This window comes from Enterobacter cloacae complex sp. 402C9 (assembly GCF_050030745.1).
Taxonomy (GTDB): Bacteria; Pseudomonadota; Gammaproteobacteria; order Enterobacterales; family Enterobacteriaceae; genus Enterobacter; species Enterobacter intestinihominis.
Window position 1 is genome coordinate 1,119,219 of the sequence record NZ_JBLGUW010000001.1, and the last position, 24,789, is coordinate 1,144,007.

Below are 24,789 nucleotides of genomic sequence, written 5' to 3' on the forward strand. Positions count from 1 at the left end.
GTCGCAATTCTGAAAACTTATTTGTCTATTCTTGTGAGTCACTGTAATTTTTGCGTTTGTCTATGGGTCAGGGAGAGAGAAGATGAAGTTAATAAAGCGTGGCGTCGCGCTGGCGCTCATCGCCGCATGGGGGCTGACAAGCCTGCCCGCGCAGGCGTATGAAAAAGATAAAACCTATAAAATTACCATTCTGCATACTAACGATCATCACGGCCATTTCTGGCGCAGCGAATACGGTGAATATGGCCTGGCGGCGCAAAAAACGCTGGTGGACGGCATTCGTAAAGAGGTCTCGGCTCAGGGCGGCAGCGTGCTGTTGCTGTCGGGCGGGGATATTAATACCGGCGTACCGGAATCTGATTTGCAGGATGCCGAGCCTGATTTCCGCGGCATGAATTTAATTGGTTACGACGCGATGGCGGTCGGAAACCACGAGTTTGATAACCCGCTGAGCGTATTGCGCCAGCAGGAAAAGTGGTCCAAATTTCCGTTCCTTTCCGCCAATATTTATCAGAAAAGCACCGGCGAGCGCCTGTTTAAACCGTGGGCGCTGTTTAAGCGTCAGGATCTGAAGATCGCGGTCATCGGCTTAACCACCGACGATACGGCCAAAATTGGCAACCCTGAATTTTTCACCGACATCGAATTCCGTAAACCGGCGGACGAAGCGAAGCTGGTGATCCAGGAGTTGCAGCAGAATGAAAAACCGGATGTGATTATCGCTACCACCCACATGGGGCATTACGACAACGGTCAGCACGGCTCTAACGCGCCGGGCGACGTGGAGATGGCGCGCAGCCTTCCTGCGGGCTCGCTGGCGATGATTGTGGGCGGTCATTCACAGGATCCGGTCTGCATGGCTTCTGACAATAAAAAGCAGGTAGATTATGTGCCCGGCACGCCGTGCGCCCCGGATCGTCAGAACGGGATCTGGATTGTACAGGCCCACGAGTGGGGTAAATACGTTGGCCGTGCGGATTTCGAATTCCGTAACGGCGAGATGAAGCTGGTGCACTATCAGCTCATCCCGGTCAACCTGAAGAAGAAAGTGACCTACCCGGACGGCAAAAGCGAGCGGGTACTCTACACGCCAGAGATCGCTGAAAACCAGCAGATGCTCTCCCTGCTGACGCCGTTCCAGAGCAAAGGGAAAGCGCAGCTGGACGTGAAGATTGGCACGCTTAACGGACGACTGGAAGGGGACCGCAGCAAAGTCCGCTTCGTACAAACCAACATGGGGCGTCTGGTGCTGGCCGCGCAGATGGCGCGCACGAATGCGGATTTCGGCGTGATGAGCGGCGGCGGTATTCGTGATTCCATCGAAGGCGGAAACATCACCTATAAAGACGTGCTCAAAGTGCAGCCGTTTGGCAACGTGGTGGTGTATGCGGACATGAGCGGGAAAGAGGTAATTGACTACCTGACCGCCGTGGCGCAGATGAAGCCGGACTCCGGAGCGTATCCGCAGTTTGCTAACGTCAGCTTCGTCGCGAAGGACGGTAAGCTCAACGATCTCAAAATCAAAGGCGAACCTGTTGATCCGGCGAAAACCTACCGCCTGGCAACGTTAAGCTTTAACGCCACCGGCGGCGACGGCTATCCGCATATCGATAACAAACCGGGCTATGTAAATACCGGGTTTATTGATGCGGAAGTGTTAAAGCAGTTTATCCAGCAAAATTCACCGATTGACGTGAACGCGTATGAGCCGAAGGGCGAGGTGAGCTGGCAGTAGTGTTGTGCGGCCTGATGCCCTCACCCCAACCCTCTCCCACCGGGAGAGGGCGCGAACACAAAAAAACGGTAACGCCTGTTACCGTTTTGCTTTTACCTCGCAGCGCCACCGGGCAATTTTCTCAATCCCTGCGCGCAATATCCGCAAATTTCGCGTCCAGCATTTTCGCCAGATCGCCTGCGGCCAGTTCGATATCCAGCCCGCGTTTGCCGCCAGAAATATAGATCGTCTCAAATTCCTGCGAAGGCGCATCGATCAGGGTCGGCAGACGCTTTTTCTGGCCGAGCGGGCTGATCCCGCCGACCAGATAACCCGTAGTGCGTTGCGCAACCATCGGGTCTGCCATATCGACCTTTTTCGCTCCCAGCGCTTTGGCCACTTTCTTCAGATCAAGCTGTCCGGCGACGGGCGTCACTGCCACGGCGAGGTGCTTCATATCGCCATTCACCGCGACCAGCAGCGTTTTGTATACCTGGTCCGCGTTCAGCCCCAGCTTGCGCACCACTTCATCACCAAAGTTGGTTTCGTTCGGATCGTGATCGTAGGTGTGGATCCGGAAAGAAATTTTGTTTTTTTCGAGTAATTTAACGGCGGGAGTCATGGCTATCCTTCTTACGACAGACGGTTCATGCCAGCAGCATACGCCTGACGTTTGTCTAAAAAATAGCACCATCTTGCGCAATAGTATTGGCAGTGATGGTTACTTTGAGCGACAATCGGCGTAGCCGAAGGTCACTTCGGTATAATAAAAACGATGAAATTCCTCTTTGACGGGCCAATAGAAATATTGGCCATTTTTTTATTTCAGCAGCGACGGCAAATTCCCTTCTCCGTACAAATGCAACGCGCCAACCGCGACAACATAACGACCGGCAGGCAGGGCATACAGCGTCTCCCGCCACGCCTGGTTGCGCGCGTTCATCAGCACATCATACAACGTTTCACTGAACGTCGACGGTAACGCCAGCTTACCGTCTGCGGGCGGCGCATCCAGCCACCAGCCAATCATCGTTTGCAGCAGACGCGCGTTGGTGTGCCAGTGGGTCAGGGTATCATCCAGCAGCATCTTGCCGTCATCAGGAAGCTGGCGAAGAAGCGCAATCTGGCTGTCCGTGCCTTCCAGTTCAATGACGGACAGGTTGCACGCCCTTGCCGCATTCAGCAGTTGATAATCGATACCGTAATCGCCGCGCAGCCCCAGGCGCTGCGCCTGGGTTGCCTGTAGCACCATGGCAATTTGCCACAGGGGCAGGGTGTCGAGCATTGAGAGCGAGACGCCGGACTCATCCGCAAGACGGGTAAGCTCAGCCAGCTGCGTCTCGTTAAGACGTTCAGCCAGGGGGCGGTCGCTTTCCAGCCCGGCAAACGGCGATTCATGGCCGGAGATGTCGGCTTCGACGATCAGCGCGTCGGCGCGCTTCAGTAGTTTAATCAGGCCGGAGGGCAGGGGGGACATATCCTGCGTGCCCATATGAATGCTTCCCACCAGGTGCAGTTGCTGCCCACCCGGAAGCGAAATATCCATACCGGGCCAGGCATAACGGCGGGGAAAAAGGGCGCGAAACGATGTTTTTATACGATTAAACAGACCCATACGCGCTCCATAAACGGAAAGGTTCATGCTAGCGCGTGGGGAAGGGGGGCGCAATAGGCGAAAGCCGGGCGGCGCTGCGCTTACCCGGCCTGCTTCCGGGATTCTACGCTTTCGGTTTAAACCGCAGCAGACGGTTAGCGTTGCTCACCACGGTAATTGACGAGAGCGCCATCGCCGCACCCGCAACAACCGGGTTCAGCAGGGTGCCGGTCAGCGGCCACAAAATCCCGGCGGCAATCGGAATGCCGAGCGAGTTATAGACGAAGGCCCCCAGCAGGTTCTGCTTCATGTTGCGCAACGTGGCTTTCGAAATCGCCAGCGCATCCGCCACGCCCATCAGGCTGTGGCGCATCAGGGTGATTGCCGCGGTTTCAATGGCGACATCGCTCCCGCCGCCCATCGCAATACCTACGTCAGCCTGCGCCAGCGCCGGGGCGTCGTTGATGCCGTCGCCGACCATCGCCACCTGACGACCATCACGTTGCAATTTCCTGATGGCGTCCGCTTTGCCATCTGGCAGTACGCCGGCTATCACCTCATCAATCCCGGCTTCTCTGGCGATGGCGTTAGCGGTAGTCGGGTTATCACCGGTTAACATCACCAGGCGATAGCCCGCATGGTGCAGGCGTTGCAAGGCATCCACGCTGTCCTGGCGTAACGGATCGCGTACGGCCAGCAGCGCCGCCACCTGACCATCCCTCGCCAGCAGAACCGGCGTCGCGCCCTGAGAGGCCTGCGCGTTCAGCTCAGCGTCCAGCACGGACGTATCAACACCGTGTTCAGTTAGCAGTGCCTGGTTACCCAGCAGCAGCGTATGGCCTTCTGCTTCACCGCTGACCCCTAAACCGCGCAGGGTGCGGAAGTTGCTTACCTGCGGCAGACGGGCATCACCGGCTTTCTCAAGGATGGCGCGCGCCAGCGGGTGACTGGAGCCTTGTTCCAGCGCGGCGGCCAGGCGCAGGGCATCCGTCTCCGTACAGCCAATGGTATTAACGGCCACTACCTGCGGTTTGCCCTCGGTTAGCGTGCCGGTTTTGTCAAAGACGAGGGTGTCCAGCGTGCTTGCCCGTTGCAGGGCGTCAGCATCACGGACCAGTACGCCAAATTCGGCGGCGCGTCCGACGCCAGAGATAATCGACATCGGCGTGGCCAGACCAAGGGCACAAGGACAGGCGATGATCAGTACCGTGGTGGCGATCACCAGGGTGTAGACAATCTGCGGCGCCGGGCCGAAGAAATACCAGATTGCCGCGCTCAGCAGGGCAATACCGACCACCACTGGCACAAAAATGGCGGAGATTTTATCGGCAAGCTGACCAATTTCCGGCTTACTGCTCTGCGCCTGGCGGACCATCCGAATGATGCGTGACAGTGTGGTATGACTGCCAACGGCGCTGGCGCGGAACAGCACGCTGCCGTCCTGTACCACCGTACCCGCATGCACCGCATCGCCCTGAGATTTCTGCTGGGGGATTGGCTCACCGGTCAGCATGGCTTCATCAAGCCAGGCATCGCCCTGGGTGATTTCACCGTCGACGGGCACGCGGTCACCGGTGGTGAGACGCAGCGTCATACCGGGTTGTACCTCTGAGAGCGGAACGCTTTTTTCCCCATCGTCGGTGACCACGCGGGCCGTCGGCGGGGTTAAATCGAGTAATCTTTCCAGCGCTTTCGACGAGCGCTGACGCGCGCGGGCTTCGAGCATATGGCCTAAGTTAATCAGACCAATAATCATCGCGCTCGCTTCATAATAGAGATGGCGCGCCTCCATCGGGAACCACTGCGGCCAGACGTTAACGCTCATCGAATACAGCCACGCCGCGCCCGTCCCGAGCGCGACCAGCGTGTCCATCGTCGCGGTGCGGTTTTTCAGGCTCTTCCAGGCGCTGGTATAGAAATGTCCGCCTGCAAACACCATCACCGCAAGGGTAATCAGACCAATCACTAGCCACAGGGTGCGGTTGTCTGCGGTGACCATCATGTTGTCACCCATCATGCCCCACACCATCACCGGAATACCGACCAGCAGGGCGACGATCGCCTGCCAGCGGAAGCGCTTCATGGTGGCGACAGCCGTTTCCTGCTGGCGCTCGCGGCGCTCGGCATCATCTTCGATGGCCTCCGCCCCGTAGCCCGCTTTCTCCACGGCCTGCACTAAATCTGCGGCGGAGGCACTGCCCATCACCAGCGCAGTACGCTCCGCCAGGTTTACCCGTGCCTGTGCGACGCCCGGTACCGCCTGTAAGGCGTTTTGTACCCGGGAGACACAGCTGGCGCAGCTCATGCCGTTGATCAGCAGCTGTTGGCTGTCATCAATATCATCAGCTACCGGAAGCTCAGGAGTGGCCGCTGTCAGTGCTTCCGACGGGGATGATGACTCTGCCAGCGGTTTAGCCTTTGGGTGGCTTAACTCCGCCCCGTAACCGGCCTGTTTAATGGTATCAATCAGCGCGTCGGCGCTGGCGCTGCCGGTCACGGCGGCATGATCGATAGTCACCTCAGCGCTTTCCACATCAGGACGCTGCTCCAGGCTTTCTTTAACACGTTTGACACAGTGGCCGCAGGAGAGGCCGTCCAGTGTCAGGTCAATAGTGTGAGACATAACAAAACTCCCGTATAATGTTCTGGTCAATTGTTGACCTTCACTCTGCTTTTCGCTAACTGTTATGAAGGTTAAACCTTCCATCAAGGGGAAGGTCAAGGGGGAAATGTGAATATCAGCGATGTTGCGAAAAAAACCGGCTTAACCAGCAAAGCGATTCGCTTTTATGAAGAAAAAGGGCTGGTGACGCCACCGTTGCGCAGTGAGAACGGCTACCGCAGCTATACGCAGCTGCATCTTGATGAACTGACGTTACTGCGCCAGGCAAGACAGGTAGGATTTAACCTTGAAGAGTGCGGCGAGCTGGTTAACCTGTTTAACGATCCGAAACGCCACAGTGCCGACGTGAAAAAACGTACGCTGGAAAAAGTGGCGGAGATCGAACGCCATATCATCGAATTACAGGCGATGCGTGAGCAACTGCTACAGCTGGCAGAATCCTGCCCGGGAGATGACAGCGCCGAGTGCCCGATTATCGACAATCTTTCCGGCTGCTGCCACCGTAAAACCCACGCCTAACAGGCTTTAATCCGCAGGGTAATGCCTTCCACCGCAATGACCTCAACCCGCGTGCCGGCGCTGAGGTCATCATCGGCCACCACCGGCCATGAACTGTCCCCCACGCGCATATGACCGCGTCCGTTGATCAGCGCGTTATCAAGCGTAAAACGTTTACCCACGATCTGCTGCCCACGCTGATTGAGATGCGCGTCGACCGGCTTCTGCGCCTTCACCCGTTTGTTCAGCCAGCGCCACCACAGCCAGGCGGCCAGCAGCGTCAGCACGGCAAACAGCGCGCCCTGCCACTCCCAGCCGACAGGCAACAGCCAGATGACCAGCCCGGTAATCACAGCGGCAACACCGCTCCACAGCAGATAACCGTTGCCGCCAAGCATCTCGGCGGCCAGCAGCAAGCCGCCAAGGCTTAGCCAGAACGCATGAGGATGTGCAACGATGAGCTCAATCATTTTTTACGCTCGTTTCCGCCGTCTTTGATCAACTCGGCAATTCCGGCGATAGATCCCATCAGACTGCTGGCATCCAGCGGCATCATCACCACTTTGCTGTTGTTCGCAGAGCCGATCTCCTTCAGCGCATCGGTATATTTTTGCGCGACGAAGTAGTTCACAGCCTGGATATCCCCGGCGGCAATCGCCTCGGAAACCATTTGCGTCGCGCGGGCTTCCGCTTCTGCCGAACGTTCACGCGCTTCTGCCTGGAGGAAGGCAGACTGACGGTCGCCCTCGGCTTTCAGGATCTGCGACTGTTTTTCCCCTTCCGCTTTCAGGATCTCGGCCTGACGCACCCCTTCAGCTTCAAGAATATAGGCGCGCTTGGTACGCTCGGCCTTCATCTGCGCATTCATGGAAGCAATCAGCTCTGCCGGTGGGCGCACGTCGCGGATCTCAATGCGGGTCACTTTGATCCCCCACGGATTGGTGGCTTCATCAACAATGTGCAGCAGGCGGGTATTAATGCTGTCGCGCTGGGAGAGCATTTCGTCCAGCTCCATCGAGCCAAGCACGGTACGGATGTTGGTCATCGTCAGGTTGACGATCGCCAGCTCCAGGTTGCTCACCTCATAGGCCGCTTTCGGCGCATCAATCACCTGAATAAAGCACACCGCATCGATGGTGACGTTGGCGTTATCCTTGGAGATGACTTCCTGGGAAGGAATATCCAGCACCTGCTCCATCATGTTGATTTTACGCCCAATTCTGTCCATGAAGGGGACGATCAGGCTTAAACCCGGCTGAAGGGTATTGGTGTAGCGACCGAAACGTTCGACGGTCCACTGGTAACCCTGCGGAACAATTTTGACGCCTGCGCCCACGATAACCAGCGCAACGAAAATAAGGACAGGAACAACGATGAGCATAAAAACCTCCTGTTTTGCATGCCGTAACGAGAAAAATTGCGTATTTGTTGAACGTAAGTATATCGGTTAACGGGCGGGATTTCGCCCCTGTAAAGAGGTGGGAACCGGACTGGTAAAATTAAAACGCCCCGCCAGGAGAGCGGGGCGCATAGCGTTACTCTTCAGACCAGGTATAGCTGAAGTCGGTGATAAACCCATCCCCGGCGTCAGCGATGGCTTTCGATAAGCCCTGATAGTATTTTTCCAGGCCGATGGCCTCTATCTGCTGGATCTGCTCGCGAACGGGCGCGCAGAACAGTACTGCATTGCCCGCTCCGACACGTTTGTTGTTCGGCGGCAGATCGCCGGTAATCCCCTTAAACCAGGTTCTGATCCCTTGCTTTAAGCTGTGCGGCGCTTTTGCAAGATCCTTCTGGCCTGTCAGCACCTGTAAGGTGGGGAACTCATTTGCATTGACGGCGGTTTTCATGCGTGCAAAGAACGCGGTAAAAAGCTCAAAAGAGCCGAGATCCGTGACGCGAGGCTTGGTGGTTTTTCCGTTTTTATTGCCCATTTTTCCGGCAGGGGCTGTAGGCGCCGGAACCACATTGACCTTATGCAGATCCAGACCAAACAGCAGATTGCAGTGCGCCCGGCGCTCTTTAAGCGGGTAGGACATTAGCACGTCAATAAACGCCGTCGCCTTCACATCGGCCAGGTCATGGTTAATCAGCCATTGCGAGCGGGCAAATTCCGCGGGGGAAACGAACCAGTCCGGCACCTCAGTAAAGCGTCTGGATTTACCCTTGCCGTCAAACTCGAGAAAGTAAGCCCCATCATCGAAAGCAAAATAGCAGTTTTTAAAGCTTCCGATCGTGGTGTTAACGATGAGCGCCTTCTTAACAAAATCGACCACCTCTGCACCCATGACAAAACGCGTGAGTTCAGAAGAATTGATGACTTCCATTAATGTTTCCACATCTGGAACACCAGGCTTCAGGGAAGAGAACTCATAAAAGATATGTGTCATGTTGCTGACTTCCTGTAGTTATAGAGGTGACAATTACCGAACAAAAAGTTTAACACTTGCGATAGGTTAAGGCTATTCGCGCAGCGTAGCGGAAAGGATTATGCTAAAGGCTGTTCTTATCACAGCGGTTAACGGAATCGGAATGAATAATAAAAAAAATCTTCTGGATATCAGGGATGTTGGCTTTCGTGTGGGTGATAACACCATCCTTCAGCACGTCGATTTTTGTCTCTCTCCGGGCGAATTTAAACTCATAACCGGCCCCTCCGGCTGCGGCAAAAGCACCCTCCTGAAAATCGTGGCTTCGCTACTGAGTCCAACGGAGGGAACCATCCTGTTTGAAGGGAAAGATATCGCCACGCTTACACCGGAAAGCTATCGCCAGCAGGTGTCATACTGCGTGCAAACGCCGTCCCTGTTTGGCGACACGGTGTACGACAATCTGGTTTTCCCCTGGCACATCCGCAACCAAACGCCCGATCCGAAAAAGTTTGCGGACGATCTGACCCGTTTTGGGCTTCCGCCGGAGACGCTGACCAAATCGACTGCCGAACTGTCAGGCGGGGAAAAGCAGCGCGTCTCGCTGATCCGTAACCTGCAATTCCTGCCGAAGGTGCTTTTGCTGGATGAAATCACCAGCGCGCTGGATGACGCTAACAAGCGCAACGTCAATGAGATTATTCATCGCTACGTCCGTGAACAGGATATTGCCGTGCTGTGGGTGACGCACGATTCAAACGAAATTAGCCATGCGGATGATGTCATCACGCTCAGGCCGCAGGGCGGGAAAATGGAGGAGGCTCACCGTGGGTGAACATAACATAACCAACGAATCGCTGGCGCTGTCGATGGTCCTGGTGCTGGTGGCGATTGTGGTCAGCTACCGGGAGAAGCTGGGGCTGGAAAAAGATATTCTGTGGAGTATCGTTCGCGCGGTCATTCAGCTCATCATCGTCGGCTATGTGCTGAAATACATCTTCAACGTCAATCATGCCGTGCTGACCCTGTTGATGGTGCTGTTTATCTGCTTTAACGCGGCATGGAACGCGCAGAAACGCAGTAAATACATCGATAAAGCGTTCCTCTCGTCGTTTATTGCCATCACTACCGGGACCGCGTTAACGCTGGCGGTACTGGTGCTCTCCGGCTCGATAGAGTTTACGCCAATGCAGGTGATCCCCATTTCCGGGATGATTGCGGGCAATGCGATGGTGGCGGTCGGGTTATGCTACAACAATCTGGGGCAACGCTTCAGCAGTGAACAGCAACAGCTTCAGGAGAAGCTAAGCCTGGGCGCGACACCAAAGGTGGCCTCGGCGCGGTTGATCCGCGACAGCATTCGTTCTTCGCTGATCCCAACGGTGGATTCCGCCAAAACCGTGGGTCTGGTGAGCCTGCCGGGCATGATGTCGGGGCTGATTTTTGCCGGTATCGATCCGGTTAAAGCGATTAAATACCAGATTATGGTGACGTTTATGCTGCTCTCTACGGCGAGCCTGTCGACGATTATTGCCTGCTATCTGACCTATCGGAAGTTTTACAATGCGCGCCACCAGCTGGTGGTGACGCAGTTGAAAAAGACGGGGTAATATCGGCTTTTGTAGGCCCGGCAAGCGTTAGCGCCACCGGGCATTTTTGTTAGTAAAGCAATGCGTACAGCTGACGACGATACTTAGACGCCAGCGCGTCACCGGTGCCGAGCGCGGCCAGGATCTCCTGGAACATCTTTCGCGCCTGACCGTCTGCGGCGCCCAGGTCCTTCTGAAGGTGACTAAACAGCAGCTCCAGCGCCTCTTCATTACGCCCCACCTGGTGAAGCTGAAGCGCCAGCTGGCTTGCCAGCGCGGCATCCGCCGGGTTGTCCGCAACCTGCTGCTGAAGTTGCTGAATTTCAGGGGTATCCGCCGCCTGTTTCAGCAGGTCAATCTGCGCCACCAGGCCCTGATAGCGGGTGTCCTGATCCTGCATCGGCACCGTTTTCAGCACGGCTTCCGCGTCTTCGGGGCGGTGCAGCGCAATCTGGGTCTCTGCCAGCAGCAGACCAATCTGGCTGTTCTGGTTCGACAGCTGCCACGCGTCTTTTAACAGCGGCAGCGCCTCGTCGTACTTGCCTTCCTGCATCAGCGCCATGGCTTCCTGCGCTTTCAGCTCTTCTTCGCGCGGCAGGACTTTATCCAGCAGGGCGCGGATCGCCTCTTCCGGCTGCGGCCCCTGGAAGCCATCCACCGGCTGACCGTTCTGGAACAGGTAGACGGTTGGGATCGCACGCAGGCCAAACTGGGAAGCCAACATCGGTTCGGCGTCACAATCCAGCTTCGCCAGAATGAATTGACCGTTGTACTGCGCGGCAAGGCTTTCCAGGACCGGCGTCAGCTGCAGGCAGTGTTGGCTGCGTTCAGACCAGAAGTAGAACAGCACCGGTGTAGTCATTGACTGTTCGAGTGTCTGTTGCAGGTTAGCTTCAGTTATGTTGACGATATTCTGTACGGACATGCGGCATTCTCTTTTATCGGTTTACTCTTTACATGGGGGTAAGCGTCGTCGCTTCAACTCAACCCTGCAAAATTTTGTCCATCATCCGCCCCGGCAGCAGGCGTTTCAACCAGCCGACGGCATGGGTCACCAGCGTCACCGGATAGCGCATTTTAGGGGTATCGCTCTCAAATGCGTGGCGCACTTTGGCAACCACGGCTTCTGGCCCAAGCGTAAAACGCGCCGCGATACCGGGATTTTCGACCGGTTGGTCCGCCTGCGTCTGGTTAACGTTTTCCGTAAAGCGGGTGCGGATGGGGCCCGGTTCAATCAGGCTGACCTTAATGCCGCTGTGGCGCAGCTCCATGCGCAACGCATCGGACCAGGCTTCAAGCGCATATTTACTGGCAGCGTAAGCCCCGCGTCCCGGCGTGGAGATCAGGCCCATCACCGAGGAGGTCATGACAATCCGCCCTTCGCCGTGCGGCAGCATGGCGGGGAGAAGGCGCATGGTGAGCTGATGCGCACCAAAAAAGTTTGCGGAGAACTGCTGCTCCAGCTGTTCCCGTGAGAGGGTCTGTAGCGGGCCGTATACGCCATAGCCCGCATTGTTGAACAGGCCGTAAAGCCGGTTGTTGGTCAGGGCGATAACCTCATCGGCGGCCTGCTCCACGCTCTCTGGCGAATCGAGATCCAGCAGAATGCCGGTAAATCCCAGCCCTCGCATGCGTTCGACATCTTCGGGTTTGCGGCAGGCCGCCAGCACCCAAAACCCCTGACGTTTCAGTTCAAGGGCGCTCTCAAGGCCAATTCCGCTGGAACATCCTGTTATTAAGACCGATTTTTGCATAACTTTACCTGTCAGGTTCTCAGCTGTTTGACGAGTCATGTTTAACTAAAGGAGCCAGCCGGGTTGCCATCCAGTCGGCAATGAACGGCTGGGCATCGCGATTGGGGTGAATGCCATCATCCTGCATCCACTGGGGTTTCAGATAGACCTCTTCCATGAAAAATGGCAGCAGCGGAATATCAAACTCTTTGGCAAGCTTAGGATAGATCGCGCTAAACGCCTCATTATACCGACGGCCGTAGTTAGCGGGCAGGCGAATTTGCATCAGCAGCGGCTGGGCGTTAGCGGCCTTAATGGTCTGCAAAATAGTCCGCAGCGTTTGCTCCGTTTGCTGTGGCTGGAAGCCGCGCAAACCATCATTACCGCCCAGTTCGACCAGCACCCAACGCGGTTGATGCTGCTTAAGCAGGGCAGGCAGGCGCGATAAGCCTTGCTGCGACGTATCGCCGCTGATGCTGCCGTTAACGACAGACGCCCGGGACTGCCATTTATCATTGAGCAGGGCGGGCCAGGCCGCACTGGCGGCCATACGATAGCCCGCGCTCAGGCTATCGCCCAGAATCAATAACGTGTCCGCAGCCGCCGCGCGGAAGGTCATCAGCATCAAAAACAGGAAGGGCAAATGCCAGCGGAAAACATTGTTGAAGTTCATCGTCTTAAGAAGTCCGTCGGTCAGGGAGAACACGAGCTTTCCATCCTCACCGGAGTTGAACTCGTTGTCAAACGTGCCGAAACCATCGCCCTGATTGGCGAATCCGGTTCCGGTAAGTCCACGCTGCTGGCCATTCTCGCCGGGCTGGACGATGGCAGCAGCGGGGAAGTGAACCTGGTCAGCCAGCCCCTCCACGCGCTTGATGAAGAGGCGCGCGCCGCGCTGCGTGCCCGGCATATCGGGTTTGTCTTTCAGTCATTCATGCTGATCCCAACCCTCAACGCGCTGGAAAACGTTGAGCTGCCCGGCCTGCTGCGCGGTGAAAATACCCGCGAAAGCCGCGATCACGCCAAAGCGTTGCTGGAACAGCTGGGGCTGGGAAAACGTCTCGACCACCTTCCGGCGCAGCTTTCCGGCGGTGAGCAGCAGCGCGTGGCGCTGGCCCGGGCGTTTAACGGGCGCCCGGAAGTGCTGTTTGCCGATGAGCCCACGGGCAATCTCGACCGTAAAACCGGGGACAAAATTGCCGATCTGCTGTTTTCACTCAACCGCGAACACGGCACCACGCTGATTCTGGTTACCCACGACCCGCAGCTGGCCGCCCGCTGCGACCGCCGCCTGCGGCTGGTGAACGGTGTTCTTCAGGAGGAAGCATGATTGCCCGCTGGTTCTGGCGCGAATGGCGCTCGCCCTCGCTGCTGATTGTCTGGCTGGCGTTGAGCCTGGCGGTGGCCTGCGTGCTGGCGCTCGGCAGCGTCAGCGATCGTATGGAGAAAGGGCTTAGCCAGCAGAGTCGGGAATTTATGGCGGGGGATCGGGCTCTGCAAAGTTCTCGCCCCGTGCCGCCGGGCTGGATTGAGGAAGCGCGCAAAGAGGGGCTGAAGGTGGGAGAGCAAATCACCTTCCAGACCATGACCTTTGCGGGCGACACGCCACAGCTTGCCAGCGTAAAAGCCGTGGATGACATCTACCCGATGTATGGTGATTTACAAACCAGTCCGCCGGGGCTAAAACCGACGGCCGGTACGGTACTGCTGGCATCGCGTCTGATGGCGCTGCTGAACCTGAAACCCGGCGACAGCATCGACGTCGGCGACGCGACCCTCAAAATTGCCGGGGAAGTGGTGCAGGAGCCCGACTCCGGATTTAATCCGTTCCAGCTTGCGCCGCGCCTGCTGATGAACACCGCTGATGTGGCGAAAACCAACGCCGTCCAGCCGGGTAGCCGCGTCACATGGCGCTATAAGTTTGGCGGGACGCCTGCTCAACTGGAGGCGTATGAAAAATGGCTCCTGCCTCAGCTCAAGCCGGAACATCGCTGGTACGGGCTGGAGCAGGATGACGGGGCGCTCGGCAAATCCCTCGAGCGTTCTCAGCAGTTTCTGTTGCTGTCGGCGCTGTTAACCCTGCTGCTGGCCATTGCGGCCGTTGCCGTGGCAATGGGGCACTACTGCCGCAGCCGTTACGATCTGGTGGCGATACTCAAAACCCTCGGCGCGGGCCGGGCACAGCTGCGCAAGCTGATTGTCGGCCAGTGGCTGATGGTGCTGGCGCTGTCGGCTCTGACCGGCGGGGCGATAGGGCTGCTGTTTGAAAAGCTGCTGATGGTGCTGCTCAAACCGGTCCTGCCCGCTGCGCTGCCGCCTGCCAGCCTCTGGCCGTGGCTGTGGGCCATCGGCGCGATGACGACGATCTCCCTGCTGGTGGGGTTACGCCCCTACCGGCTGCTGCTCGCCACCCAGCCGCTGCGCGTGCTGCGCCGGGATGTGGTGGCCAGCGTCTGGCCGCTGAAGTTCTATCTGCCGGTGATTATTGCGGTGGCAGTCGGGCTGTTGGCCTGGCTGATGGGCGGCAGTACGCTGCTGTGGGCGGTGCTGGCGGGCGCGGTGGTGCTGGCGCTGCTGTGCGGCGTGGTGGGCTGGATACTGCTTAATGTGCTGAGTAAGCTGACAGTTAAATCACTCCCCATACGGTTAGCGGTTAACCGACTGCTGCACCAGCCGTGGTCTACCCTCAGCCAGCTCTCGGCATTTTCGCTGTCGTTTATGCTGCTGGCGCTTCTGCTGGTGCTGCGCGGGGATCTGCTGGATCGCTGGCAGCAGCAGCTTCCTCCGGAAAGCCCGAACTATTTCCTGATCAACATTGCTCCCGAACAGGTGACGCCGCTGAAGGGTTTCCTGTCTGAGCATCACATTATTCCGGAATCGTTCTATCCGATCGTGCGCGCCCGCCTGACGCAGATCAACGGCCAGTCCACGGAGGGAAATAAGGATGAATCGCTCAACCGCGAGCTCAACCTGACCTGGCAGGCGAAACGTCCGGACCATAACCCGATCGTTGCTGGCACCTGGCCGCCGAAAGCGGGGGAAGTGTCGATGGAGGAGGGGCTGGCGACACGCCTGAACGTGAAGCTCGGTGATAGCGTGACCTTTACCGGTGATACCCAGGATTTCACCGCCAAAGTCACCAGCCTGCGCAAAGTGGACTGGGAAAGCCTGCGGCCAAACTTCTTCTTCATCTTCCCGCCGGGCGCGCTGGACGGACAGCCCCAGAGCTGGCTGACCAGCTTCCGCTGGGAAAACGGCAACGGCATGCTGACGCAACTGAACCGGGAGTTCCCGACGGTGAGCCTGCTGGATATCGGCGCGATCCTCAAACAGGTCGGGCAGGTGCTGGAACAGGTGAGCCGCGCCCTGGAGGTGATGGTGGTGCTGGTGACCGTCTGCGGCCTATTGCTGCTGCTGGCGCAGGTGCAGGTCGGCATGCGTCAGCGTCATCAGGAGCTGGTGGTCTACCGCACGCTGGGGGCCAGTAAACGGCTGCTGCGCGCCACGCTGTGGAGCGAATTTGCCCTGCTCGGGCTGGTGGCGGGCCTGGTGGCGGCCATCGGGGCGGAAACCGCACTGGCGGTGCTTCAGACGAAAGTCTTTGATTTTCCATGGGAGCCTGACTGGCGGCTGTGGCTCACGCTGCCCGTCTGCGGCGCGGTGCTGCTGTCCCTGTGCGGTGGCTGGTTCGGGACGCGGCTGTTGAAAGGTAAAGCGCTGTTCCGCCAGTTTGTCAGCTAGTTTACTTGCGTGATGATGACGCACCGGCATTTCTGCTGGTGTGTCATCGATTAATAGCACTAATCGTTAATACCCATGCATTTAGTAGCACAAAACATTAAAAACCCGCCCACACAGCCCGAATTTTTCCGGTTAATATTCACCAGCTAAATATTTAGCAGCGTGTCTATCAAGGAAAAATAATGACTATAAGAAAAACAGCGCTGGCGACAACGATCGGCGCAGCAGTGGCATTGGCTTCTTTCGCATCTCAGGCGGAAATCACCCTTCTGAAACAGGATCCGCAGGCGGGTAACCCGCTGAGCCGTCTGAACTTCACCGTTGGCGGCAGCATCCGTCCTCAGTTCCAGAACATGACCGGTGACGACGGCAAAAACGGCTACAAGCGTAACGGCTTTGACGGCGGTACCCGTTTCCGTTTCGCGGCAGACTACTACCTGTTCGATGACATCAGCTGGATCACCTACTACGAGCTGGGTGTGAACATTCCGGCGCAGTTTAACTGGGATAACCACTACGCCGACGGCGCGCACGATACTTCACGCCGTATGCTCTACACCGGTCTGAAGAGCGACACCTGGGGTACGCTTACCTTCGGCCAGCAGAACAGCGTGTACTATGACGTGGTGGGCGCGAAAACCGATATCTGGGACTACGACATGATTGGTCAGGCGTCGGGTAACGGGATCAACGGCGACTACGACGGCTCTTACCGTTCACGCCAGATGCTGAAGTACAAGAAAACCGTGGGCGATGCTGACATCTACGCCTCTTACCTGTTTGAAGACAGCGAATACCTGCCGGGCAACGGCCTGCGCTACAAGCGCAAAGGCGGAGGTTCACTGGGTATCGATTACCACCTGACCACCGATCTGACCTGGGGCGCAGCGTGGAACTACACCCGCGCGGACATGCGTAATCCGGACAACGGCGACAGCAAATCCTACGACCAGAACATTCTCGGCACCGCACTGAGCTGGACGCCGGATAACTGGACCTTCTCCGCAGGCGGCGGCTGGTATCAGAACTTCATGACCACCAAAAAAGTGTCCGTTAACGACTACTTCGCCGGTGATGCATGGGGTATTGAATACTTCGCAGGATACAAATTCCCGGTCGGTCAGTATGCGGTGAAATCCATTCAGCCGTACTTCATGGGCGACCGCATTGAGTACGTGAACGGCCGTAACTACCAGCGCATCGACAACGGCGTAGGTATCAGCGTCCAGCTGGACTACGGTTTCCGCGTGGATTACGAACACGTGTTCACCTCCAGCACCGACAACCTGGGCGACATGAACCTGGTGCGTCTGCGTTACGACTTCTAAGTGGTTTGTTCCCCGGTGGCGCTGCGCTTACCGGGGCTACAAAAGCACGCGTAGGCCGGGTAAGGCGTAGCCGCCACCCGGCTTTTTTCAGCGATCAAGCCATTCGGCAATGTCTTCAAACGTCCCGCGATATACAATTTTCTCCGCCTTTTTCTCCAGCTGATAGCCGTACATCGGATCGTAATAGCACGCGTAGGCCGGGTAAGGCGTAGCCGCCACCCGGCTTTTTTCAGCGATCAAGCCACTCGGCAATTTCTTCGTACGTCCCGCGAAAAACAATCTTCTCCGCTTTCTTCTCCAGCTGATAGCCGTACATCGGGTCGTAATAGTCCTTCAGCAGCGGCACAAGCCAGCTGAAGTGCGCGTCAGTGCTTCCAGAGCGCTGTTGTTCCAGCAGCGCGGAATCTAATAGCGCGGTAAATTCCGCGAATCGTTGCAGCCCCAGACGACGGCGGATGGCGAACAGGCCGTGATGCAGGTATTCGCTGTAGGCTTTCCAGCCCGCTTCTTCACCGTAGGCGGCAAAAAAGTCGGCCCACATGTGGTCGAAATACTCTTCGCGCAGGCGCTCAAGACGGATCTCAAACGGATCTTCGACCACCACGACAGGCGCTTCCGCCATGCGGTCGCGCAGGCACTCCGGCAGGTGGTTAGAGCCAATCATCCGGCCCTCATCCTCCAGCACCCAGCGCGCGGCATCTTTTTTTAGCAGCTCGACGGCAAGGTGATTCTCGAAGCTCGCCTGAGAAAGTTGCGGGGTGAGCGTGCGGCCAAATGACGAGCCGCGATGGTGCGCCAGCCCTTCCAGATCGATGCCCTGCGCATGCTGCTTCACCAGCAGCGTTTTGCCGTTTCCGGTACAGCCACCGATAAGCACCATCGGTTTTTGTGACTGCTCAATCGTCACCTGAATCGCTGTCTGGCGCAGGGCCTTATAGCCGCCGCGGATCAGCGGATAATCGATTCCCGCCTCTTTAAGCCAGGCCTGGGAGATATGTGAGCGCTGGCCACCGCGCGCGCAGCAAAGGTAGCCCTTAGGATGGGCCAGGCTGGCTTCGCGCCAGGCGTTGATGCGCGCCTCTCGCGTCTCGCCGTTGACCAGGCTATGGCCGAGCGTCAGTGCGGCGTCCGGACCCTGGCGTTTATAGCAGGTGCCGACGGCGGCACGCTCGTCGTCGTTCATTAAGGGCAGGTTGAGTGCGGCGGGCATCGCACCCTGGACAAATTCGATCGGCGCGCGAACGTCGATTAAAGGGGTATCGGACGCGAGGATCGCGCGATAGTCCGTTCCATCGTTCATGGTGGTTCCAGAAGAAAGCTAAGCAGCAATGGGCGGGAATTGTACGCCGGGGAAGGGGAAGGTCAACTCCCCGGCGGGGGTTACTTACTTCAGTTTTGACTGCGCCCAGACAATCCCGCTCGCGTATTCTGGCGGCAGCAGGGGAACGATCGCTTCCAGCGTGGCGCTCAGGCGGTCCGTGTCGGTATCGTTCAGGTTCAGGTGGCCGACCTTACGACCCGGGCGCACCGCTTTGTCGTACCAGTGCAGGTGCACCAGCGGCAGCTTCAGCCAGTCGTAGTTCAGATCGGTGCCGATCAGGTTGATCATCACCGACGGGCTGGTCACCACCGGCTGCGGCAGCGGCAGGTCAGTGATGGCGCGCAGGTGCAGCTCGAACTGGCTGATGGAGGCACCGTTTTGCGTCCAGTGGCCGCTGTTGTGCACGCGCGGCGCAAGTTCGTTGATCAGCAGACCCGATGGCGTGACGAAACACTCCATCGCCATTACGCCCACATAGCCCAGCTCATGCATGATGGCAGAGAGCATCTCTTCCGCCTGCGCCTGCTGGTCAGCATTGGCCTGCGGGAAGGCGACGCTGGTGCGCAGAATCCCGTCCTGATGCAGGTTATGCGTTAGCGGGTAAAAAACGGTGTGCCCGTCATGCCCGCGCGCGCCCACCAGCGACACTTCACCGCTGAAGTTTATGCCCTGCTCAACGATGCACTCGCCGTAGCAGTCGTCCGGCAGCTCGGCGGTGTCGTTCGCGCGCAGGCGCCACTGCCCGCGACCGTCGTAGCCGCCGACACGACGCTTCACGATCGCCAGATCGCCCAGCATGGCGAAGACGTCATTCCACTCGCTTTTGTCGGACAACAGCTGCCACGGCGCGGTCGCAAGGCCGAGCTTGTCGAACAGCTGCTTTTGCGTCAGACGGTCGGCGATGATCGGGAAGACGTCGCGGTTCACAAAGGCGTTATGGCGCGCCAGCTCGCGGGTCAGGGCGGTTTCCGGCCAGCGTTCAATTTCGGCGGTGATCACGCTCTGATGGAACGGCACGGCTTCCGGCTCGGCGTCCAGCCCGACGGGCCAGACGGCAATACCCAGCGGCTCACCGGCCTGACGTAGCATCCGGCCAAGCTGACCATTACCAAGAACGCAAACCTGCTTCATGCTGCACCCCGCGGATCCGGGTTATCCAGCACCTCGTCGGTCTGGGCTTTACGCCACTCCGCCAGACGTTGATGTAAGTCTTTATCATGCGTCGCGAGGATCTGCGCGGCCAGCAGGGCGGCATTTGCGGCACCCGCCTTACCAATCGCCAGCGTACCGACAGGGATACCGCGCGGCATCTGGACGATAGAGTACAGGCTATCAACCCCGCTTAACGCGGCGCTCTGTACCGGCACGCCCAGTACCGGCACCAGGGTTTTGGCGGCAATCATGCCCGGCAGATGTGCTGCGCCGCCCGCACCGGCAATGATCACCTCGTAACCGTTCTCTTCGGCGCTTTCGGCGAAGCTGAAAAGTTTATCCGGCGTACGGTGCGCGGAAACCACTTCGACGTGGTGCGGAACATTCAGGATTTCAAAGATTTCGGCGGCGAATTGCATGGTAGCCCAGTCGCTTTTGGACCCCATCACGATGGCGACACGCGCCGGATTATTGCGGGAAGACATGCGTCTTAAAACTCCTGTGGTGCGGAACACACTGCTTTCGAGGGCACAGAGAATAGCATGTAATACCGGCAAGGAAAACGGTTGCGTGGTCGGGAAATGAGCGAAAAAACGAGGAGGGTTAAAACGGGAAGGCGATCAGTTCCACACCTTCCGGCGTGACTTTGACCATCGATCCTTCGCTGTGCCAGGCGCCTAAAACCACGCGATGGGCGGGCTCGCCGTTGGCGATAAGGGAATGCACATCGGGACGATGGGTATGGCCGTGGATCAGCCACTGAACGCGATGCTTCTCCATCACGTTCACCACCGCCTGCGGGTTGACGTCCATGATGGTCATCGATTTGCTGCTGTTGGCGGCCTTGCTGCCCGCGCGCATTCTGGCGGCGATGCGGTTGCGGATAAACAGCGGCAGGGCGAGGAACACTTTCTGGATCCACGGGGTGTGAACTTTGGCGCGAAACGCCAGGTAGCCGGTATCGTCAGTGCAGAGCGTGTCGCCGTGCATGATCAGAATATTGCGGCCATAGAGGTCAAGCACCTGCTCTTCCGGCAGCAGCGTCATGCCGCTCTCGCGGGCGTAGCGCTGGCCGATCAGGAAATCACGGTTGCCGTGAATGAAATAGCAGGGGACGCCGGAATCCACCAGCGCTTTAATGGCCGCTGCCATCTCACGGTGCAGCGGGTTCGGATCGTCGTCGCCTATCCAGGCCTCAAACAGGTCACCCAGAATGTACAGCGCATCGGCGCTTTTCGCTTCACCGCGTAAAAAACGCAGAAAACCGGCGGTTATCGCCGGTTCTTCTGTTTGCAGATGCAGATCCGCAATAAAGAGTGTCGCCACGAATTACTCGCTGACGGTCACGCTTGTGATCACAACGTCTTCTTTAGGAACGTCCTGGTGCATACCGCTGCGGCCAGTAGAAACGGCTTTGATCTTGTCGACCACGTCCATGCCTTCAACCACTTCTGCGAATACGCAGTAGCCCCAGCCTTGCAGGCTTTCGCCAGAGAAGTTCAGGAAGTCGTTGTCCGCCACGTTAATGAAGAACTGTGCGGTAGCAGAGTGCGGGGCCTGAGTACGGGCCATTGCCAGCGTACCGCGGGTGTTTTTCAGGCCGTTGTTCGCTTCGTTTTTGATCGCTTCTTTCGTCTCTTTCTGGCGCATGCCAGGCTCGAAACCGCCGCCCTGGATCATAAAGCCGTTGATCACACGGTGGAAAATAGTGTTGTTGTAGAAACCTTCGCGGCAGTAGTCCAGGAAGTTTTTAACTGTTTCAGGCGCTTTGTCATCAAAGGTTTTGATTACGATATCGCCATGATTAGTGTGGAAAGTAACCATTTTTGCATCCTGTTCCGTTATTGTGGTGCGTCGACCCGTGCTCGGGTCACATATAGGGGCTTGTTATAGCATAACCACAGGACACGATCACCTTGCATTGTGTGCTGACCGTGCTCCGAATTATGGGTATTATAAGGAACAAACAATCCACACACGTGTTTACATGGAATCTTCGATGTTAAAAATCTTTAATACAATGACGCGCCAAAAAGAGGAATTTAAACCTATCCATGCCGGGGAAGTCGGCATGTACGTGTGTGGTATTACGGTTTACGATCTCTGTCATATCGGCCATGGCCGTACCTTTGTCGCGTTCGACGTGGTGTCCCGCTACCTGCGCTTCCTGGGCTATAACCTGAAGTATGTGCGCAACATCACCGACATCGACGACAAAATCATTAAACGTGCTAATGAAAATGGCGAAAGCTTTGTCGCGCTGGTGGATCGCATGATCGCCGAAATGCACAAGGATTTTGATGCCTTGAATATTCTGCGCCCGGATAGCGAGCCGCGTGCGACCCACCATATTCATGAAATCATTGAGATCACCCAAAAGCTGATCGAGCGCGGTCACGCCTATGTGGCGGACAACGGCGACGTGATGTTCTCGGTGCCGACGGACCCAACCTACGGTGCGCTTTCCCGCCAGGATCTGGACCAGCTCCAGGCCGGTGCACGCGTGGACGTGGTTGACGTGAAGCGTAATCCGATGGACTTCGTGCTGTGGAAGATGTCCAAGGCGGGCGAACCGAGCTGGCCATCCCCCTGGGGCGAAGGGCGCCCGGGCTGGCACATTGAATGTTCCGCAATGAACTGCAAACAGCTGGGCAACCATTTCGACATCCACGGCGGCGGTTCGGATCTGATGTTCCCGCACCACGAAAACGAAATCGCGCAGTCCACCTGTGCTCACGGCGGCGAGTACGTGAACTACTGGATGCACTCCGGGATGGTGATGGTTGACCGCGAGAAGATGTCGAAATCGCTGGGTAACTTCTTCACCGTGCGCGACGTGCTGAAGTATTACGACGCGGAAACCGTGCGCTACTTCCTGATGTCCGGCCACTATCGCAGCCAGCTGAACTACAGCGAAGAGAACCTGAAGCAGGCGCGCGCTGCGCTGGAGCGTCTGTATACCGCACTGCGCGGCACCGACAGGTCTGTTCCGGCCGCTGGCGGCGAGGCGTTCGAAGCCCGCTTCGTTGAGGTCATGAACGACGACTTCAACACGCCGGAAGCCTACTCCGTGCTGTTCGACATGGCGCGTGAGGTGAATCGCCTGAAGTCAGAAGATATGGCGGCGGCGAATGCGCTGGCGTCTCATCTGCGTAAGCTCTCTTCCGTGCTCGGCCTGCTGGAGCAGGAGCCGGACGTGTTCCTGCAAAGCGGCGCGCAGGCGGACGACGGTGAAGTAGCGGAAATTGAAGCACTGATTAAAGCGCGTCTGGAAGCGCGTCAGGCGAAAGACTGGGCGGCGGCGGATGCGGCGCGTAACCGTCTGACCGAGATGGGTATTATTCTGGAAGATGGCCCGCAGGGCACCACCTGGCGTCGTAAGTAAGTCCGTAATGCCCGGTGGCGCTTTACGCTTACCGGGCCTACAGGTGAAAGCAGGCCGGGTAAGGCGTAGCCGCCACCCGGCTTTTTTTACCTTCTCTTCTTCCACCATAATACTCCCATCAGCACGATTCCCGGCAGCCACACCCACAGCAGTTCCGAGATAATCACCTGATGCCCGTACGGCGTGGTATAGCGCGACAGTGCAAACGGCGCGACCTTAATCACCTGCCACGGCGCAAAGAAGCGCTCATCTGACCAGGGCCACAGCCAGCCGACGCCTTTCCCGCCGGTGGTAATCGAATCCAGCAGGCTGTGCGACAGCAGCGACACGGTTAAAAACAGCCAGCAGCGCGACAGGCTGGCCCGGAACCATCGACGCCCAGCCAGCACGCAAAGTATGGGCACTACAAAGGCAAACAGCAGCGAATGAGTGAAACCGCGGTGGCCGAAAATATTCCCGTAGGCGACACCGAATTTAAACGCCAGTACGTCAGCGTCAGGCAGCATGGCGAGGACGATCCCGGCAAACAGCAGGCGGGGTGGGATGACTTTGGTTCCGAGCCCTAAGCCCAGACACAGAGGTACGGCAGCGTGGGTGATAACGGTAGGCATTACATTTATCCAAGGCAAATCATGGAAATATAGCAGTCATCTCGCGCTATAAGACCCATGCTAAATTCTGAATTTACGCCGATTCCCGCGCGATAAGCTGGCCGGAGAGGGTAATACGCTGCGTTTGCAGATCCGGCTCCTTCAGCCTGCGGATCATCAGCCCTGCCGCCTGGCGGCCTGTCTCTTCGCTGGCAGACGAAACGTAAGTCAGTGACGGCGACGTGAGGTTTACGTGAAGCATATCTTCAAAGCCGATCAGCGCCACCTGCTGAGTCAGGAAAACATCTTTGCCCACCGTGCGCCCCACCTGGTGAATGCCGGAGATCGAACCGATCATCGCGTCCGGCGAATGGCAGAGCAGGGCGGTAATCGTGTTGTTCTTCTCCAGCAGCTGGCGAGTCGCCATGGCCGCCGCCTGCGTATCATCGGTGCAGGCGGGAGAATATTCCTCACGCCAGACCAGGCCGTTCTGCGTCATCGCGCTGCGAAAACCGAGCAGGCGCTGCTCGCGAATACGGCACCCGTCGCGCCCGCCAATGTAGGCGATGGTGCGGTGCCCGCGCTCGATAAGATAACGCGCGGCCAGGTTCGCCGCCTGGCGGTTATCGCGCATCACCAGGTTGCATTTCTCTTCCAGCAACGACTGCGAAACCGCCACAAGCGGCAGCGGGCATTGGCGAATGTGTTCCGGGAGAGAGGCGGCGCGGGTGTCCGACGCCAGATAGATGACGCCCGCCACGCCCTGCTGCTTAAATGAGAGCAGGGTACGCTCAAGATGTTCGTCGTCGTTCAGCGGCTGACCGAGAAAAACCATATAACCCTGTTTCTCCAGCTCCTGAACGATGCTCGCCATCACTTTGATGGAAAAGCTGTCGCTGAAGTCCCGCAGGATCAGGCCGATTAAATTGGAGGTGTTGGCGCGAAGGTTGGCAGCGGCGACGTTATGAACATAGCCCAGCGTTGTGATGGCGGCATTGACCTTCCCGATCGTCGCCTCTGAGATTTTCCCTTTCTGGCGCAGCACCAGCGACACGGTAGAAACCGACACGCCCGCATGCTTTGCAACATCAATAATGCTGACTTTCTTCAAAACCGCTCCCTGAAATTTACCGATTATCAGCCAGATAAGAG

At 57.6% G+C, this 24,789-nt stretch carries 25 protein-coding genes; 8 read left to right on the top strand and 17 right to left on the bottom strand.

The features are described 5' to 3' along the window. The first annotated feature begins 82 nt into the window (after positions 1–82). The gene (gene ushA / locus ACQG1K_RS05300; protein ID WP_367075312.1) at positions 83–1,735 is read left to right on the top strand and encodes a bifunctional UDP-sugar hydrolase/5'-nucleotidase UshA; all 1,653 of its coding nucleotides are present in this window, start codon (positions 83–85) and stop codon (positions 1,733–1,735) included. Between the two features lie 121 nt (positions 1,736–1,856). Here ushA and ybaK read toward each other — a convergent pair whose 3' ends face one another. From ybaK to copA, 3 genes are all read right to left on the bottom strand, one after another. Further along, positions 1,857–2,336 (bottom strand): Cys-tRNA(Pro)/Cys-tRNA(Cys) deacylase YbaK, encoded by a 480-nt coding sequence (gene ybaK / locus ACQG1K_RS05305; RefSeq protein ID WP_010428207.1) that lies wholly within the window; start codon positions 2,334–2,336, stop codon positions 1,857–1,859. Positions 2,337–2,534: 198 nt separating this feature from the next. Further along, a complete protein-coding gene (locus ACQG1K_RS05310) occupies positions 2,535–3,329 on the bottom strand; it encodes a TraB/GumN family protein (RefSeq protein WP_367075314.1) in 795 nt (264 codons plus the stop codon). 103 nt (positions 3,330–3,432) lie between these two features. Next, positions 3,433–5,931 (bottom strand): copper-exporting P-type ATPase CopA, encoded by a 2,499-nt coding sequence (gene copA / locus ACQG1K_RS05315; RefSeq protein WP_163347389.1) that lies wholly within the window; start codon positions 5,929–5,931, stop codon positions 3,433–3,435. A gap of 108 nt (positions 5,932–6,039) precedes the next feature. Here copA and cueR point away from each other — a divergent pair, with 108 nt between their 5' ends. Continuing rightward, a complete protein-coding gene (gene cueR, locus ACQG1K_RS05320) occupies positions 6,040–6,450 on the top strand; it encodes a Cu(I)-responsive transcriptional regulator (RefSeq protein ID WP_017383222.1) in 411 nt (136 codons plus the stop codon). Here the strand turns inward: cueR and ACQG1K_RS05325 are convergent. The 3 genes from ACQG1K_RS05325 to ACQG1K_RS05335 form a co-directional block, all read right to left on the bottom strand. Continuing rightward, positions 6,447–6,899, bottom strand: a complete 453-nt coding sequence (locus tag ACQG1K_RS05325) for an NfeD family protein (protein WP_063163451.1) — start codon at positions 6,897–6,899, stop codon at positions 6,447–6,449. The two genes, cueR and ACQG1K_RS05325, sit on opposite strands and share 4 nt — an antisense overlap. Beyond that, a complete protein-coding gene (locus ACQG1K_RS05330) occupies positions 6,896–7,810 on the bottom strand; it encodes an SPFH domain-containing protein (RefSeq protein WP_003858941.1) in 915 nt (304 codons plus the stop codon). The genes ACQG1K_RS05325 and ACQG1K_RS05330 overlap by 4 nt, the downstream gene beginning before the upstream one ends. A 154-nt stretch (positions 7,811–7,964) precedes the next feature. Further along, positions 7,965–8,819 (bottom strand): hypothetical protein, encoded by an 855-nt coding sequence (locus tag ACQG1K_RS05335; protein WP_022647288.1) that lies wholly within the window; start codon positions 8,817–8,819, stop codon positions 7,965–7,967. Between the two features lie 142 nt (positions 8,820–8,961). On the opposite strand from ACQG1K_RS05335, the gene fetA reads away from it, so the two are divergent. Together fetA and fetB are read left to right on the top strand one after the other, a co-directional pair. Further along, entirely contained in the window at positions 8,962–9,633 is a 672-nt protein-coding gene (fetA, locus tag ACQG1K_RS05340) for an iron efflux ABC transporter ATP-binding subunit FetA (protein ID WP_023305606.1), read from the top strand. Then, a complete protein-coding gene (gene fetB / locus ACQG1K_RS05345; RefSeq protein ID WP_022647290.1) occupies positions 9,626–10,408 on the top strand; it encodes an iron efflux ABC transporter permease subunit FetB in 783 nt (260 codons plus the stop codon). Before fetA ends, fetB begins: the two co-directional genes overlap by 8 nt. 49 nt (positions 10,409–10,457) lie before the next feature. On the opposite strand, the gene ACQG1K_RS05350 is transcribed toward fetB, so the two are convergent. The 3 genes from ACQG1K_RS05350 to tesA are packed head-to-tail and all read right to left on the bottom strand — an operon-like array spanning position 10,458 to position 12,793. Further along, positions 10,458–11,312 (bottom strand): co-chaperone YbbN, encoded by an 855-nt coding sequence (locus ACQG1K_RS05350; RefSeq protein ID WP_367075318.1) that lies wholly within the window; start codon positions 11,310–11,312, stop codon positions 10,458–10,460. Between the two features lie 58 nt (positions 11,313–11,370). Then, positions 11,371–12,180 (bottom strand): SDR family oxidoreductase, encoded by an 810-nt coding sequence (locus ACQG1K_RS05355; protein ID WP_087878403.1) that lies wholly within the window; start codon positions 12,178–12,180, stop codon positions 11,371–11,373. Then, the gene (tesA, locus tag ACQG1K_RS05360; protein ID WP_003858933.1) at positions 12,161–12,793 is read right to left on the bottom strand and encodes a multifunctional acyl-CoA thioesterase I/protease I/lysophospholipase L1; all 633 of its coding nucleotides are present in this window, start codon (positions 12,791–12,793) and stop codon (positions 12,161–12,163) included. The genes ACQG1K_RS05355 and tesA overlap by 20 nt, the downstream gene beginning before the upstream one ends. Between tesA and ybbA the strand changes: the two genes are divergently transcribed. The 3 genes from ybbA to ACQG1K_RS05375 all read left to right on the top strand — a co-directional run bounded on the left by ybbA (position 12,764) and on the right by ACQG1K_RS05375 (position 17,189). Further along, on the top strand, positions 12,764–13,450 hold the full coding sequence (ybbA, locus tag ACQG1K_RS05365; RefSeq protein WP_038415550.1) for a putative ABC transporter ATP-binding protein YbbA: 687 nt from the start codon (positions 12,764–12,766) through the stop codon (positions 13,448–13,450). The two genes, tesA and ybbA, sit on opposite strands and share 30 nt — an antisense overlap. Further along, a complete protein-coding gene (ybbP, locus tag ACQG1K_RS05370; protein ID WP_367075321.1) occupies positions 13,447–15,861 on the top strand; it encodes a putative ABC transporter permease subunit YbbP in 2,415 nt (804 codons plus the stop codon). Before ybbA ends, ybbP begins: the two co-directional genes overlap by 4 nt. 182 nt (positions 15,862–16,043) lie before the next feature. Further along, entirely contained in the window at positions 16,044–17,189 is a 1,146-nt protein-coding gene (locus ACQG1K_RS05375; RefSeq protein WP_022647296.1) for a porin, read from the top strand. Between the two features lie 87 nt (positions 17,190–17,276). Here the strand turns inward: ACQG1K_RS05375 and ACQG1K_RS05380 are convergent, their stop codons facing one another. The 6 genes from ACQG1K_RS05380 to ppiB all read right to left on the bottom strand — a co-directional run bounded on the left by ACQG1K_RS05380 (position 17,277) and on the right by ppiB (position 21,486). Then, on the bottom strand, positions 17,277–17,429 hold the full coding sequence (locus tag ACQG1K_RS05380; RefSeq protein ID WP_154816810.1) for a hypothetical protein: 153 nt from the start codon (positions 17,427–17,429) through the stop codon (positions 17,277–17,279). Then, the gene (mnmH, locus tag ACQG1K_RS05385) at positions 17,419–18,489 is read right to left on the bottom strand and encodes a tRNA 2-selenouridine(34) synthase MnmH (RefSeq protein ID WP_367075323.1); all 1,071 of its coding nucleotides are present in this window, start codon (positions 18,487–18,489) and stop codon (positions 17,419–17,421) included. The genes ACQG1K_RS05380 and mnmH overlap by 11 nt, the downstream gene beginning before the upstream one ends. Before the next feature lie 84 nt (positions 18,490–18,573). Continuing rightward, the gene (gene purK / locus ACQG1K_RS05390; RefSeq protein ID WP_023299480.1) at positions 18,574–19,641 is read right to left on the bottom strand and encodes a 5-(carboxyamino)imidazole ribonucleotide synthase; all 1,068 of its coding nucleotides are present in this window, start codon (positions 19,639–19,641) and stop codon (positions 18,574–18,576) included. Beyond that, a complete protein-coding gene (gene purE / locus ACQG1K_RS05395) occupies positions 19,638–20,147 on the bottom strand; it encodes a 5-(carboxyamino)imidazole ribonucleotide mutase (protein ID WP_006809824.1) in 510 nt (169 codons plus the stop codon). Before purE ends, purK begins: the two co-directional genes overlap by 4 nt. Before the next feature lie 118 nt (positions 20,148–20,265). Further along, positions 20,266–20,988 carry a UDP-2,3-diacylglucosamine diphosphatase gene (lpxH, locus tag ACQG1K_RS05400; protein WP_022647299.1) on the bottom strand — a complete coding sequence of 241 codons (723 nt, stop codon included), beginning with the start codon at positions 20,986–20,988 and terminating at the stop codon, positions 20,266–20,268. 3 nt (positions 20,989–20,991) lie between these two features. Further along, complete coding sequence (gene ppiB, locus ACQG1K_RS05405) at positions 20,992–21,486, bottom strand: peptidylprolyl isomerase B (RefSeq protein WP_000256009.1); 495 nt, start codon at positions 21,484–21,486, stop codon at positions 20,992–20,994. A 175-nt stretch (positions 21,487–21,661) separates the two neighbouring features. Here ppiB and cysS point away from each other — a divergent pair, with 175 nt between their 5' ends. Further along, entirely contained in the window at positions 21,662–23,047 is a 1,386-nt protein-coding gene (gene cysS / locus ACQG1K_RS05410) for a cysteine--tRNA ligase (RefSeq protein WP_022647300.1), read from the top strand. A gap of 86 nt (positions 23,048–23,133) precedes the next feature. Here the strand turns inward: cysS and ACQG1K_RS05415 are convergent, their stop codons facing one another. Together ACQG1K_RS05415 and malI are read right to left on the bottom strand one after the other, a co-directional pair. Then, positions 23,134–23,658: a metal-dependent hydrolase gene (locus tag ACQG1K_RS05415; RefSeq protein ID WP_038415562.1), complete on the bottom strand. Its 525-nt coding sequence runs from the start codon at positions 23,656–23,658 to the stop codon at positions 23,134–23,136. Between the two features lie 73 nt (positions 23,659–23,731). Beyond that, a complete protein-coding gene (gene malI, locus ACQG1K_RS05420; RefSeq protein WP_023299483.1) occupies positions 23,732–24,748 on the bottom strand; it encodes a Mal regulon transcriptional regulator MalI in 1,017 nt (338 codons plus the stop codon). Between the last annotated feature and the right edge of the window lie 41 nt (positions 24,749–24,789).